Genomic DNA, 13825 nt, shown 5'->3' on the forward strand with positions numbered 1-13825 from the left:
CTTTGCGCCGCTGCCTTGCCGACATTGCGGGCAAGCCGCCGGATGCAGGCAAGCCGCAGCATGAAAACGTTGAGCAGGGTCCGGTCAGATCGATATGACCAGATCTTGATCAGGACAGGTCGGGCAAGAATGATCGGACTCGTACTCGTGACCCACGGCCGGTTGGCTGAGGAATTCAAGGCGGCGCTGGAGCACGTGGTCGGCCCGCAGTCCCAGATCGCGACCATCTGCATTGGTCCCGAAGACAACATGGAGCAGCGGCGCCAGGATATTCTTGATGCTGTCGAAGCCGTCAACACCGGCGCGGGCGTGGTGCTTCTCACCGACATGTTCGGCGGAACCCCTTCGAATCTTGCCATTTCTGTCATGGATGGCAAGACAATCGAGGTGGTCGCCGGCGTCAACCTGCCGCTCCTGATCAAGCTGACCAGCCTGCGCGGGGACCGCGCCCTGCCCGAGGCAGTGGACGAAGCGCGCAAAGCCGGGCAAAAGTACATATCCGTCGCCAGCCAGGTTCTTTCCGGCCAGGCCTGACGCAGTGCTTACCCGGGACGATAATTCCGCAAAATGACGCGACTTGAACAGGACCTAGCCATCGTCAACAAGCGCGGCCTCCATGCCCGCGCCTCCGCCAAGCTGGTGAAGCTGGTCGAGACCTTTTCCTCGCAGGTGCAGGTGTCCAAGGACGGCCAGACCGTCGGCGGCAATTCGATCATGGGGCTGATGATGCTGGCTGCAGCGCCAGGCTGCTGCATTCATGTGCGTGTCGAAGGCAATGATGCCGAAGCCGCCATGGCGGCCATTGCAGCATTGGTGGCGGATCGCTTCGGCGAAGAGGACTGAATCTGCGCCTCGGAAGCCGTCGGCAGGCGCGCCTTTCCGTTTTAGTCATCGTTCTCTGCCATTCCCTTGCCGCAGTGCACCTGAATGTGCTGTAAGTGCGCGGCAAACCCGAATGACGAGACCGAACCGATGACCATCCGCTACCACAGGAACGACCTGCCCGACCTTTCCAACTACCAGGGCGTCACGGCTGTCGCGGTGGATACGGAAACGCTCGGTCTCAACCCGCACCGTGACCGGCTCTGCGTGGTTCAGCTGTCGCCGGGTGATGGCTCTGCCGATGTGGTGCAGATCGACCGTGGCCAGAAGACAGCGCCGCATCTGGCGCGCCTGTTCACCGATCCGTCCGTGACCAAGATTTTCCATTTCGCCCGGTTCGATGTCGCGGTGCTGTATCAGTATCTCGGCATCGAGGTGGCGCCGGTGTTCTGCACCAAGATTGCCTCCAAGCTTGTGCGCACCTACACGGACCGGCACGGCCTGAAGGACATCACCCGCGAGCTTCTCGGTGTCGAACTCTCCAAGCAGCAGCAGAGTTCAGATTGGGCGGCCGAAAAACTGTCCGACGCGCAACTCGCCTATGCAGCCTCCGATGTGCTCTATCTGCACGCGCTGCAGCGGCAGCTCGAGGGAATGCTGGCCCGCGAGGAGCGCACCGGCTTTGCCAATGCCTGTTTCGATTTCCTGCCGACCCGGGCACGCCTGGACCTGATCGGCTGGGACGAGGACGACATTTTCGCGCACAGCTGATCGTTTGCCACGCGCCGGGGCGGCGTGTGGTTCTGTCCGGTCTCTTAAGGTCAATCCGGCTTCGGATTGGCAGAAACCCGGCGGACACTTTATTGTAGGGGATGCGCACCCCATATGGAGGCGCGGTCAGGTCCTGGGGAGGCCTGTCATCCGGTTGAACATGCGGCCCAGGTGGGACGGGCCCTAGCGGCGAGGCAGCTTCTTGAGCTCTGACGCGTGGGATGGTGAGGCGGGTGCGCGATTGATGCGCGCCCGAGGTGACGCGCGCCGGCATTCTGGCCGCGTGCGGATTTTGCGCATCCTGTTCCCCTTGCTGGGCATCGGCATCGTGGCGGTGATGGCCGCGCTGATCGTCCTGTTCAACTTCCTCACCAGCCTCGGGATCGGCAATGTCATGCTGACGTCAGAGGGACTGGTCATGGATCGTCCGGAACTGTCCGGTCATGACGGCGACCGCTCCTACAAGGTCTCCGCCGTGCGGGCGATCCAGCGGATCATGGACCCGCGTATCATCGATCTTGAGACCATTGTCGCCGAAATCGTGATGGGCGATGGCCAGCGGGCGGCGATCACGGCGAACAAGGGCACCTATGACAATGGCGCCGAGACATTGCTGCTCAAGGACGGCATCAAGCTGGACTGGAGCGGTGACTATGACGCGGAGTTTTCTTCCGTGCAGATCGACCTGAAGACCGGCAAGGTGCGGACATCCGATCCGCTGGTCGTGCGCTCCACGCAAGGCGACATCAGTGCGGGAAAATTCAGCTATGATCAGGACAATGGTGTCGTGCGCTTCACCAACGGCATCAAGATGACGCTACGACCGGGTGCCACCAAGATGGTCGCCAAGGACACGGAGAGAACAGAATGAAGGGCATTTCCCTGTTTGCGGCTGCGGCCCTGATTGCCCTTGCGCCCGGGCTTGCCGCCGCACAGACTTTTTCGAATGCGTTTGCCGGTTTCGGTGACAACGACAAGGAACCGATCCAGATCGAGGCGCAGGAACTGCAGGTCGAGGACAAGACCAACAGCGCGACCTTTACCGGTGATGTTCTCGTCTCCCAGGGCGAAACGCGCATGAAGACGCAGAAGCTGCGCGTCTTTTATGATGGCAAGGCCGACGGCGGTGTCCAGCAGCGCATCAAGCGGCTGGAAGCCAATGGCCGCGTCTACATCTCGTCCCAGGACCAGACGGCGACGGGCGACGAAGCCAGCTTCGACATGGCCCGGAAGATCATGGTAATGACCGGCCAGCAGGTGGTCCTGAGCCAGGGGCCGAATGTCGTCGTCGGCAACAAGCTCACGATCAACCTGGAAACCGGCAAGGCCGATCTCGAGGCCCGGCAGTCCGGTCGCGTCAAGGTTCTCATCCAGCCCAACAGCCTCAACGGGAACTGATCTCTGAGGTGGGCCGGTTGCCGGATCCTGCTGTCCCGTGTCCGGTCACCTTGACCGGACCTGCGGACGGGCTCGACAGGAGCGGCGGCACCCCCTATGACTTCGCCCTTGTTCATTTCCAGGACGCCCACGCGTGAGATGGTTGCCTTTTTCTTTTGGCGCTCGGTCCGACCAGGACAGTGAGGCTGCACCTGGCTCCGGCTACGGTGCGCTGGCCGTTGAGGGCATCGGCAAAAGCTACGGCAAGCGCCGCGTGGTGAAACATGTCTCGCTGACCGTTTATCCCGGTGAGGCCGTGGGGCTGCTGGGCCCCAACGGCGCCGGCAAGACGACGGTCTTCTACATGATCACCGGCCTCATCCGCCCGGACCAGGGCTCCATCACCCTTGACGGCTTCGAGATTACCAGCCTGCCGATGTACCGCCGTGCCCGTCTTGGCATCGGCTATCTGCCGCAGGAGGCCTCGATCTTTCGCGGTCTCAGCGTCGAAGAAAACATCCGCGCTGTTCTGGAGGTTGTGGAACCGGACCGCAAGCAGCGTCAGGCGGATCTCGATGAGCTGCTGGCCGAATTCGGCCTCACCCATCTGCGCAAGTCGCCGTCCATTGCCCTGTCCGGTGGCGAGCGCCGGCGTGTGGAAATCGCCCGGGCACTGGCCAGCCGGCCCTCCTTCATGCTGCTGGACGAGCCCTTTGCCGGCATCGACCCGATTGCGGTGGGGGATATCCAGCAACTGGTGCGCCACCTGACCCAGCGCGGCATCGGCGTTCTCATCACGGATCACAATGTCCGTGAAACACTTGGCCTGATCGACCGGGCCTATATCATTGCCGCCGGTGAAGTGCTGACCGAGGGCACCCCCTACGAGATCGTCGCGGATCCTGATGTGCGCCGTCTTTACCTTGGCGAACAATTTACACTTTGATGCGGGCGGCTTGGCTGCGGTATAAGCAAGAAACGGACCAGATCCAGTCTGATCCGGTTTCGAGGCTGGACCGCCGTCACCCGTTCATGTCGATCGGGTCCGGTCCGGGAGGACAGACCTATCGCAGGACCGGGGGCAGGCAAGCCAAGCCCTGACCGGCCTGCCCAGCAGGATGCGCGACCCGCCCATGGCACTCTCGACCAAGCTTGAGATGCGGCAGAGCCAGTCGCTTGTGATGACGCCGCAACTGATGCAGGCGATCAAGCTGCTGCAGTTTTCCAATCTTGATCTTGCCGCCTATGTTGACGCTGAGCTGGAACGCAACCCATTGCTCGAACGAAGCGATCCGGCGACTGGCTCTGCCAGCGAACAGTCAGGTGACAGCGCCGTCGAAATCCTGCCTGAAGCCGCTGCGTCTGGTGGTGAAGGGGAGGCCTATGACGCCGGGTTTGATGGCAGTGAGGCGCCCGAGGGAGAAGCCGGCGACTGGATGAAGAACCAGCTGGAATCGAGTGCCGAAACCATGGCCGCCAGCATGGATACCGACCTTGGCAATGTGTTTCCCGACGACGGCGGCGTTGCGCCGGCACCCGAGCAGGCCATTGCCTATGCGGCTGATTCCGGACGCACCGGAGGCGGGGTCAGTGAGGACTACAACCTCGAAGCCTTTGTCGCGGAAGAAGAATCCCTGACGCAGATCCTCACCGACCAGATGAACCTGGCGTTGGCGGATCCGGTTGACAAGCTGATCGGCCTGCATCTGATCAACAGCCTGGATGAAAACGGCTATCTGGCGCAGGAGCTTGACGAGGCTGCCGGCCAGCTCGGCGTTTCGCCGGCCCGGGTCGAGGCGGTTCTGGCCATCCTGCAAGGGTTCGAGCCCTCGGGCGTGTTTGCGCGCTCGCTCGCCGAATGCCTGGCCTTGCAACTCAAGGAGCGTGATCGCTTCGATCCGGCAATGGCGACACTGATCGACAATATCGAACTGCTTGCCCGGCGCGAACTGGCGGCGCTGCGCCGCCTGTGCAATGTCGATGAGGAAGACCTCACCGACATGATCGCGGAAATCCGGGCACTGGATCCCCGGCCCGGCCGGGCCTATGGCAGCGCGCTGGTGCAGCCTGTGGTGCCGGACGTGCTGGTGCGCCGCGCCTCCGATGGCGGCTGGACCGTGGAACTCAACGCCGACACCTTGCCGCGCGTGCTGGTCAACCAGACCTATTACGCCAGTGTCACCCGGACGGCCCGCAAGGAAACGGAGCGGAGCTATCTGACGGACTGCCTGCAGACAGCGAACTGGCTGGTGAAAAGCCTCGACCAGCGCGCCAAGACCATCCTCAAGGTGTCGACCGAGATCGTGCGCCAGCAGGACGGCTTTCTGAGTTACGGCATCGAGCATCTGCGGCCACTCAACCTCAAGACCATCGCCGATGCGGTCGGCATGCATGAATCCACCATCAGCCGCGTGACGTCGAACAAATACATGGCGACATCACGGGGCATCTTCGAGCTGAAGTATTTCTTCTCGTCCTCGATCGCGGCGACCGAGGGCGGCGACGCGCATTCCGCCGAAGCCGTTCGTCACCGGATCAAGCAACTGATCGACGCCGAATCTGCCTCGGATATCCTGTCGGATGACACCTTGGTGAAGATGCTGAAGGCGGAAGGCATCGACATTGCACGGCGTACAGTTGCCAAGTATCGCGAGGCTTTGCGCATTTCTTCGTCAGTGCAGCGGCGACGGGAAAAAAGTGGCGGCCGGTAAGCCGGCTTTACCCACAACAGGCGGTTTTGACGATCTTTTCTGAAAACACGCAAACCATTGCTATATAATAAGATGCGGATGCAGCCGCTCCACATGGCGGGAGGTGCCATGCCACGGCGATTGACTTTCGGATGGGCGACGCCTATAGCCCGCCCCCGAAACCTATGGCCAAAGGGGTATGGCGCCGAAGCGCCGAGTGGTTCATGCTGCAACGTCCGGGACATGATGTGTCCCGAGAGTCGGGCCACCGACTGCATTTCGGTTCATGAACGAGTAGAGGTCCCCATGACACTGCGGATATCGGGCAAGAATGTTGATGTTGGATCTGCCATGCGCGATCACGTCAACGACCGGATAGCTGACGCGCTGTCGAAGTATTTCGGCGGTGGTTTCAATGGCCACGTAACCGTGAGCCGGGAGGGATCGGGATTCAAGACCGAATGCTCGATCCACCTGGACACGGGCATCGTATTGCAGGTCTCCGGGGAGGACCCTGATCCGCGCGCGAGCTTCGACCGCGCTGCGGAACGTATCGAGAAGCGTCTGCGCCGCTACAAGCGCAAGCTGAAGGCCCATCATGGGGCCAATGGCGCAGAGCGTGAAGTTTTCGAAGCCGCGTCCTATGTCCTGGCTTTGCCCGAGGAGGAAGAGGAAGTGCCGGCGGATTTCAGTCCGCTGGTTATCGCCGAAACCTCGGCCAAGATCAGGACGCTGACCGTCGGCATGGCCGTCATGGAGCTTGATCTGTCCGAAGCTCCGGTCGTCGTCTTCAAGAATGCCGCCAGCGGCGGCGTCAATGTGGTTTACCGGCGTCCGGACGGCAATATCGGCTGGATTGATCCGGCCCTGGTTGCGCAGAAGACGGCCAGCTAGGCTGGTCGCTTCCCGGACACGCGGGGCTCCGGCGGCATGCGCCGCCTGGGCCCTCGCCGGGACGAAATGGAAAAAGAACATGGATCTGAGTGATCTGATTACGCAAGACGCAGTGGTTGTCGGGCTGAAGGCGAACAGCAAGAAGCAGGCAATCCAGGAACTGGCCTCCAAGGCCGCCGAACTGACCGGACTGACTGAGCGCGAAATCTTCGACACGCTGCTGCAGCGTGAAAGGCTCGGTTCGACCGGCGTTGGGCATGGCGTGGCCATTCCGCACGGCAAGCTGATCAAGCTCACCCGTCTTGTGGGCGTCTTCGCCCGCATGGACAAGCCGATCGACTTCGACTCGCTGGATGATCAGCCGGTCGATCTGATTTTCCTGCTGCTGGCCCCGGAAGGCGCCGGCGCGGATCACCTGAAAGCATTGGCCCGGATTGCGCGCCAGCTGCGCGACCCGAAGGTTGCGGGCGGGTTGCGCGCTGCCGAAGATCCGGAAGCGGCCTTCGCTCTCCTGACCCAGCCGTTGGCCTCATCCAACGCGGCCTGACCTTCTTCCAGTCAGTTTTCCCGCATCAACCCCGCCCCTTCGGGCGGGGTTTTCGTTTGGCTATTCGCCAGTTGTTGGCTTTGCCGTGCGGATTTCAAGTCCCAACCTGAAGTCCCAATCTGATGTCCTGGCCTGAAGCCCTGGCCCGGTCCGCTGTCTGGCGGTCGTTTCCTGCTGCCATTCCGTCACGACTGATGCATTTGGTCTTTGCTTTTACTGTCTTGCAGGCCGGTTGGCTTTTGGGAGGGTGTCATGTATAACGTAGCGGCAGCAAAAAATGCTGTGCTTCCTTAAGTCGATTTTGCGATTACAGGGAAAAATTTGGAAGCAATTGGGGTTCAGAGGAATTAATTCATTAACAATTCGTAAATATATGTCGAGCAGATTTAACTTTATTGTGATATTTACCATGCATCTTAAGCGCGGATTATTTAACATGCGCTAGAAATGCAAAGAACATGACATTTCCGGCAGGGCTGCAGGCGCTGCCTACCTGTTTGTTGAGGGATTTCGCAACATGAGCACCAAGATTCGCGAATTGCTGGCCAAGCACGGCGCCTTGCCGGTTTCCGTCGAGACGCTGACGGACACCGCCGACCTGTACGAAGCGGGCCTGTCGTCCTTTGCCTCCGTGCAGCTGATGCTGGCGCTGGAAGATGCGTTCGACGTGGAGTTTCCCGAGACGCTGCTGAACCGCAAGTCCTTCGCCTCGATTGCTGCGATCCGTGACGCTCTGGCCTCGTTGACCGAAGAAGCGGTGGCGTGATGAACGAGCTGGCCAAGGCCAAGGCGCTCAGCCTGACCGAGCGCGCCCGGCGGGCAGCGGCGGTGGCCGCGGCCCATGCGGATGACGTCGACGTTGCTGGGCGGTTCCCGCGCGAAGCTGTCGATGCCATGAAGGCTGAACGCCTGCTCGGCATCCAGATCCCGGCCTATCTTGGCGGAGAAAGCGCGACCACGGCGGAGATCGCCGAAGTCTGCTGCATTCTCGGTCAGGCCTGTGCTGCCTCCGGCATGGTCTTCGCCATGCATCAGATCAAGGCGTCGAGCCTGGTGTCGCACGGAGACAATGCGCCCTGGCATGAGGCTTACATGCGCCGTATTGCCGGTGACCAGCTGCTTTTGGCGTCGGCAACCACGGAAGGCGGCATTGGCGGCAACCTGCGCAATTCCATCTGCGCCATCGAAATCGACGGCGACATCTGCCGCCTGACCAAGGACGCCACGGTCATTTCCTATGCCGAGGCAGCGGATGCGATCCTGGTCACATCCCGTGCCCGCGCTGACAGCGCGCCCTCGGACCAGGTGATGACCGTGTTCGAGAAGGGTCAGTACACGCTGGAGAAGACCCATCACTGGGACACGCTCGGCATGCGTGGCACCCGCTCGGACGGCTTCATCTTCAAGGGCGAGGCGCCGGCCGAGCAGATCCTGCCCAAGCCTTTCGCCGAGATCGCGGCCCAGTCGATGCTGGCCAATTCGCATATCCTGTGGAGCGGCGTCTGGTTCGGCATCGCCTCGGATGCCTTTGCCCGCGCCCAGGCCTTCGTCCGCGCCGCTGCCCGCAAGTCGCCGGGCACCGTGCCGCCCGGCGCGCTGCGCCTTGCGGAAGCGTCCAACCTGCTGCAACTGGTCAAGTCCAACATCCTGGCCGCCCTGCAGCAGTATGACGCTGCCCAGAAGGACGAGACGAAGCTGTCGTCGATGGGCTTTGCGGTGGCCATGAACAACGTCAAGATCGCCTCGTCGCAGACGATCCTCGAGATCATCAACCACTGCCTGCTGATCAGCGGCATCATGGGCTACAAGAACGGTACGCCCTACAGCATCGGCCGGCACCTGCGCGATGCGCATTCCGCCCAGCTGATGATCTCCAACGATCGCATTCTCGGCAACACTTCCACGATGCTGCTTGTGAACAAGCAGGACACTAGCCTGTTGGGGTGAGACATGGACATGCAGACCTCCCTTCTCGACCGGCTGTTTGATGCAGGTCTCCTGATCGACACCGGCGTCGATGGCCTCTACGGCCGTTCGGGCGCCTTCGAGGACGTGATCCAGCGCTTCGAAGGCCTGATCTCGGCCTTCGGCAGCAGCTCCCCGTCCGAGGTCATCCGCTTTCCTCCGGGCATGAACCGCAGCCACTTCGAGGGCTCGGGCTACATGAAGAGCTTCCCGCAGCTCGCCGGAACCGTGCATTCCTTCTGCGGCTGCGAGCTGGACCATGTGAACCTGCTGCAGTGCATGGCCGAAGGCCGCGACTGGACCAAGGACCAGAAGGCGACCGACATCGTTCTGACGCCGGCGGCCTGCTATCCGCTTTACCCGACCATTGCCAAGCGCGGCCCGCTGCCGGCCGGCGGTGGCCTGTTCGACCTGCAGTCCTATTGCTTCCGGCATGAGCCGTCGAAGGACCCGGCCCGCATGCAGCTGTTCCGCATGCGCGAGTATGTCCGCATGGGCACGCCGGAGGAAGTGATGGCCTTCCGCCAGCAGTGGATGGAGCGCGGTCAGGAGCTGATCGCTGCCGTCGAACTGCCGGTCGAGATCGATGTCGCCAATGATCCCTTTTTCGGCCGCGCCGGCAAGATGCTGGCCAACAACCAGCGCGACCAGGCGCTGAAGTTCGAGCTGCTCATTCCGGTGACCTCGACCGCGAAGAAGACGGCCTGCCTGTCCTTCAACTATCACCAGGACCATTTCGGCAAGACCTGGGGTCTGACCACGGCTGACGGGGAAGTCGCCCACACGGCCTGTGTCGGCTTCGGTCTGGAGCGGATCGCGCTGGCGCTCTTTGCCCATCACGGACTTGATACGGCCGACTGGCCGTCAACGGTGCGCAAGGCACTCTGGGGCTGACATGACGCGGGACAAGGTGTTTCCGGCGCTTGATCCGCTGGCGTATCAGCGCCACGGTCTGCACGATCTCGGCCGTGACTGGCCGGAAACCAATTGCTATCTCGACATCTGGATCGAGGTGCTGGCCGCGCTGGGGCAGCCGCCCGAGGCCGCGCTCGGCTTTGCCATCACCCAGGATTTCGAGGGAGATCAGTTCACCTTCTTCAAGGTGCCGCTGGAAGACCTCGAGACCCTGTTCGGTATCCGCGTGACCGAACTTGCCATCTTCGACCGGGTCGAGGCGCATGTCGCGGCACAGATTGCGCGCGGCAACCTCTGCCTCGTCGAGATGGACAGCTTCTATCTTCCCGATACCCAGGGCACCGCCTACCGCAAGGAGCACGGCAAGACGACCGTTGCCATCAACCGGCTCGATGTCGACGGCCGGACGATGGACTATTTCCACAATCTCGGCCTGCACCGGCTGGAGGGCGAGGATTTCGACGGCATCTTCCACCGCACGGCGCCGGAGGGCGCGCTGCCGTTCCTGCCCTACACCGAGTTCGTCAAGTTCCCGGCCGCCCTGCCCGATGCAGCCACGCTAGCCGGGCGTGCCGTCACCCTGCTGCGCCGGCATCTGGCGCGCGCGCCGCAGGCCAACCCGATTGCCACCTTCGCCGCCGTGTTTCCGGCGCAGGTGGCCGAGATTGCCGAGCGGCCCTTCGGCTTCTTCCATCTCTACGCCTTCAACACCCTGCGTCAGTTCGGTGCGAATTTCGAGCTGTTCTCGGCCCATCTCGACTGGCTGGCACGGCAGGGCACTGCTCTGGATGCGTCGGCGCTTGAACGGCTCGCCGCCGAGGCACGGACCATCTCGGCAACCGCCAAGGTGGTGCAGTTCCAGCTCGCCCGGGCGGTGATGCGCAAGTCCTTCGACAAGCTCGCGCCCGCGCTGGTGCCGGCGATCGAGGCCTGGGACCGGTTGCACGACGGACTGACCGGGCTCCTGTCGAACCAGCCTGCTGCCGCTGCGGCGGAGTGAGACGGGATGGCGAGCGCCGTGTCCGATCCCTCGCCCCTGCCTGCGCCACGACGCCTTGCCGAGCAACTGCATCCGCTTGACGCCGGCTGGGGGCTGGCCGGCACCCATGCCGGCGAGGTTGCAACCCCTGCCGACCTTAGCGACGATCTCGAGTGGATCCCGGCCACTGTCCCCGGCACCGTCGCCGGGGCGCTCGCGGATCATGGCGGCTTCTCGGCGTCCGAGCCGTTTGCCCTGCAGGACAAGGACTTCTGGTACCGGACCGACGTTGCCGCAAAGGCCGGTGCCCGCTGCCGCCTGCGCTTTGAAGGCCTCGCCACGCTCACCGACATCTTCTGGAACGGCCAACTCGTTGCCCGCTCGGACAGCATGTTCGAGACGCTGGAAGTCGAGCTGGAGGCCGACGACCGGAACACCCTGCATCTGGCGTTCCGTGCCCTCACGGAGCGGCTTACGGCCAAGCTTCCCCGCGCCCGCTGGCGGACCCAGCTTGTTGATCAGCCCGGATTGCGCGGTCTGCGCACCACGCTGCTCGGCCACATGCCCGGCTGGTGCCCCGAGGTGGAGGCCGTCGGCCCCTACCGGCATGTGTTTGTCTCGTTTCCGGACGAGGCCGGGCGAGCCCCCGATATCGCCATCACGCAGCTTGCCAGCACCTTGGGCGAAGACGGCACCGGCGTCCTGTCGCTGACGCTCATCAGCGCCGCGCCGCTCGTGGACGCGAAGCTTGCCTGCGCCGGCCATCACGTGCCGCTCGTGGCCGGCCCGGACGGGCAGTACGCCGCGACGCTCTACCTCCCCGATGTCGCGCCCTGGTGGCCTGCGACCCATGGCACGCCGCATCTGCATGAGGTGACGCTGCATCTAGCCGGTCACCTCGCTGGACACGGGCACCGGCTTGGCCGCACCGGCTTCCGACGGGTCGAGGTCGATGTGGGCGCTGATGGTCAGGGCTTTGGGCTCGTCGTCAACGGCGTGCCCGTATTTGCCCGCGGGGCAGTGTGGACCAGCGCCGACATCCTGCGCCTTGCCTCGACACCCGAGGCGCTGCGTCCGCTGCTGGCGGCGGCGGCCAGCGCGGGCATGAACCTCCTGCGCATCCCCGGCCTCACGACCTATGAGGGCGAGGCCTTCTTCGCGCTCTGCGACGAGCTGGGGTTGATGGTCTGGCAGGACTTCCAGTTCGCCAATTTCGACTATCCCATCGCCGACCCCGCCTTCGAGGCGCGGGTGCGTCGCGAGGCCGCCGAGGTGACCGGCCGGCTTTGCATCCACCCTAGCCTTGCCGTCTTCTGCGGCGGCAGCGAGATGGAGCAGCAGGCGGCGATGATGGGCCTTGCGACTGAGCGCCGGGCGCAGCCGCTGATCAAGAACCTCCTGCCCGATCTCGTTGCGACGCTGGCCCCCTCCGTGCCCTATGTGCGCAACTCGCCGACCGGGGGCGATCTGCCCTTCCTGCCCAATGCGGGCATTGGCCACTACTACGGCGTCGGCGCCTACCTGCGGCCGCTGGAGGATGCGCGCCGGGCAGGAGTTCGCTTTGCCGGCGAATGTCTTGCCTTTGCCAACGTGCCGGAACCCGTCACGCTTGAGCGCGAGCTTGCCGACATGGCCTGCCACGATCCGCGCTGGAAGGCGCGCGTGCCGCGCGACCGGGGGGCAGGCTGGGACTTCGAGGACGTGCGTGACCATTATCTCGGGTCTCTCTACGGCGTCGAACCTGCCCGACTGCGTAGCCACGATCCGCAGCGCTATCTCGAGCTGTCGCGGGCCGTGACGGGCGAGGTGATGGCGGCCACCTTCGCCGAGTGGCGGCGCGTCGGCTCGACCTGCCGGGGCGCGATGGTTCTGGCCCTGTCCGATCTCATGCCCGGTGCCGGCTGGGGGCTGATCGATGCCCACGGCGAGCCGAAGCTTGCGCTCGGCATCCTGTCGCAGGTGCTGGCGCCGGTGCAGGTGCTGATCACGGATGAGGGCACCAATGGCCTCGACATCCATCTCCTCAATGAGACGGCGGCATCCGTCGCGGCCCGGCTGGAGCTGACAGCGTGGCGCGACGGGCTGACGCCGGTCATCTCTGTTGCCCGGGACGTGGTGCTGCCGCCGCGCTCGCAGCAGCGGCACACTGGCTTCGAACTGATCGGCAGCTTCTTCGACCTCGGCTACGCCTACCGCTTCGGGCCGCCGTCGCATGATGTCGTCCGGGCAAGGCTCGTCGATGCATCAGGGGCATCGCTCAGCGAGGCGTTCCACTTGCCGCTTGGCCTCGCTTTGCCGCGCCAGCAATTGGATCTCTCTGCTGAGGCGAAGGATCTGGGCGAGGGGATTTTCGAACTGGCGCTGACGGCACGGCGTTTTGCCCAGCGTGTCGTGATACGCGATCTGCAATTCCGTCCAGAGACAAACGGCCTGAATATCGCGCCGGGCGAGACCCGGCATGTGCGGATGCATCCTCGTGCAGCAACGCCGGCCCATGCCCGGCTGGACGCTGTGATCAGCGCCCTCAACGGCCTGCAGGATGTGCGGTTTACGGCCTAGCGTTTAGACCAGCAGTTGGTGAATTTCCCGCACAAGCGGTTGTCCCGGTTAGATCCCGCAAGCGCTCCTCTCGCCACAGCAGGGCAGGGAAAACGCAGGTGAAGTCTGGCACATGTTCGATGTGAAGGACTGTGCCTGGAAAGTGAGACCCTGTCGGAGCCTCTCCGCTCCCCTCCCCCTCGTGGGGAGGGGTTTGGGGGGTGGGGGGAGCGGACTTTAATCCAGGCAACTAGAGCGTGTCGCGTTTAATTAGTTCCATATCCTGCGGCTTTGAAGAAGTTGTAGCATTCCTCATCGGTGAAGATG

The 13825-nt window shown here is 63.2% G+C and carries 14 protein-coding genes; all 14 read left to right on the forward strand.

Annotated elements, in window-relative coordinates; genetic code table 11:
- Positions 1–129 precede the first annotated feature (129 nt).
- The 14 genes from ACTIFE_RS18030 (at position 130) to ACTIFE_RS18095 (ending at position 13519) form a co-directional block, all read left to right on the forward strand.
- Positions 130–534, forward strand: a complete 405-nt coding sequence (locus ACTIFE_RS18030) for a PTS sugar transporter subunit IIA (RefSeq protein WP_439530520.1) — start codon at positions 130–132, stop codon at positions 532–534.
- A gap of 33 nt (positions 535–567) precedes the next feature.
- Complete coding sequence (locus ACTIFE_RS18035) at positions 568–843, forward strand: HPr family phosphocarrier protein (protein ID WP_439530521.1); 276 nt, start codon at positions 568–570, stop codon at positions 841–843.
- A 129-nt stretch (positions 844–972) separates the two neighbouring features.
- A complete protein-coding gene (locus ACTIFE_RS18040; protein ID WP_439530522.1) occupies positions 973–1593 on the forward strand; it encodes a ribonuclease D in 621 nt (206 codons plus the stop codon).
- A 244-nt stretch (positions 1594–1837) separates the two neighbouring features.
- A complete protein-coding gene (lptC, locus tag ACTIFE_RS18045; protein WP_439530523.1) occupies positions 1838–2464 on the forward strand; it encodes an LPS export ABC transporter periplasmic protein LptC in 627 nt (208 codons plus the stop codon).
- Positions 2461–2991 (forward strand): lipopolysaccharide transport periplasmic protein LptA, encoded by a 531-nt coding sequence (gene lptA, locus ACTIFE_RS18050; RefSeq protein ID WP_439530524.1) that lies wholly within the window; start codon positions 2461–2463, stop codon positions 2989–2991. Before lptC ends, lptA begins: the two co-directional genes overlap by 4 nt.
- A 142-nt stretch (positions 2992–3133) precedes the next feature.
- Positions 3134–3916, forward strand: a complete 783-nt coding sequence (lptB, locus tag ACTIFE_RS18055) for an LPS export ABC transporter ATP-binding protein (RefSeq protein ID WP_208983650.1) — start codon at positions 3134–3136, stop codon at positions 3914–3916.
- A gap of 187 nt (positions 3917–4103) precedes the next feature.
- Positions 4104–5681, forward strand: a complete 1578-nt coding sequence (gene rpoN, locus ACTIFE_RS18060; protein WP_439530525.1) for an RNA polymerase factor sigma-54 — start codon at positions 4104–4106, stop codon at positions 5679–5681.
- Between the two features lie 285 nt (positions 5682–5966).
- Complete coding sequence (gene hpf / locus ACTIFE_RS18065) at positions 5967–6554, forward strand: ribosome hibernation-promoting factor, HPF/YfiA family (RefSeq protein ID WP_439530526.1); 588 nt, start codon at positions 5967–5969, stop codon at positions 6552–6554.
- Positions 6555–6633: 79 nt separating this feature from the next.
- The gene (ptsN, locus tag ACTIFE_RS18070) at positions 6634–7101 is read left to right on the forward strand and encodes a PTS IIA-like nitrogen regulatory protein PtsN (protein ID WP_439530527.1); all 468 of its coding nucleotides are present in this window, start codon (positions 6634–6636) and stop codon (positions 7099–7101) included.
- 517 nt (positions 7102–7618) lie between these two features.
- Complete coding sequence (locus ACTIFE_RS18075; RefSeq protein ID WP_439530528.1) at positions 7619–7867, forward strand: acyl carrier protein; 249 nt, start codon at positions 7619–7621, stop codon at positions 7865–7867.
- The gene (locus ACTIFE_RS18080) at positions 7867–9048 is read left to right on the forward strand and encodes an acyl-CoA dehydrogenase family protein (protein WP_439530535.1); all 1182 of its coding nucleotides are present in this window, start codon (positions 7867–7869) and stop codon (positions 9046–9048) included. Before ACTIFE_RS18075 ends, ACTIFE_RS18080 begins: the two co-directional genes overlap by 1 nt.
- Positions 9049–9051: 3 nt before the next feature.
- Entirely contained in the window at positions 9052–9960 is a 909-nt protein-coding gene (locus ACTIFE_RS18085) for an amino acid--[acyl-carrier-protein] ligase (protein WP_439530529.1), read from the forward strand.
- A gap of 1 nt (position 9961) precedes the next feature.
- A complete protein-coding gene (locus tag ACTIFE_RS18090; protein WP_439530530.1) occupies positions 9962–10981 on the forward strand; it encodes a DUF1839 family protein in 1020 nt (339 codons plus the stop codon).
- Between the two features lie 6 nt (positions 10982–10987).
- Positions 10988–13519, forward strand: coding sequence for a glycosyl hydrolase 2 galactose-binding domain-containing protein (locus tag ACTIFE_RS18095; RefSeq protein ID WP_439530531.1), 2532 nt, complete (start codon positions 10988–10990; stop codon positions 13517–13519).
- Positions 13520–13825 lie beyond the last annotated feature (306 nt).

The organism is Pannonibacter sp. (genome assembly GCF_051860505.1).
In the GTDB taxonomy this organism is placed as follows: Bacteria; Pseudomonadota; Alphaproteobacteria; order Rhizobiales; family Stappiaceae; genus Pannonibacter.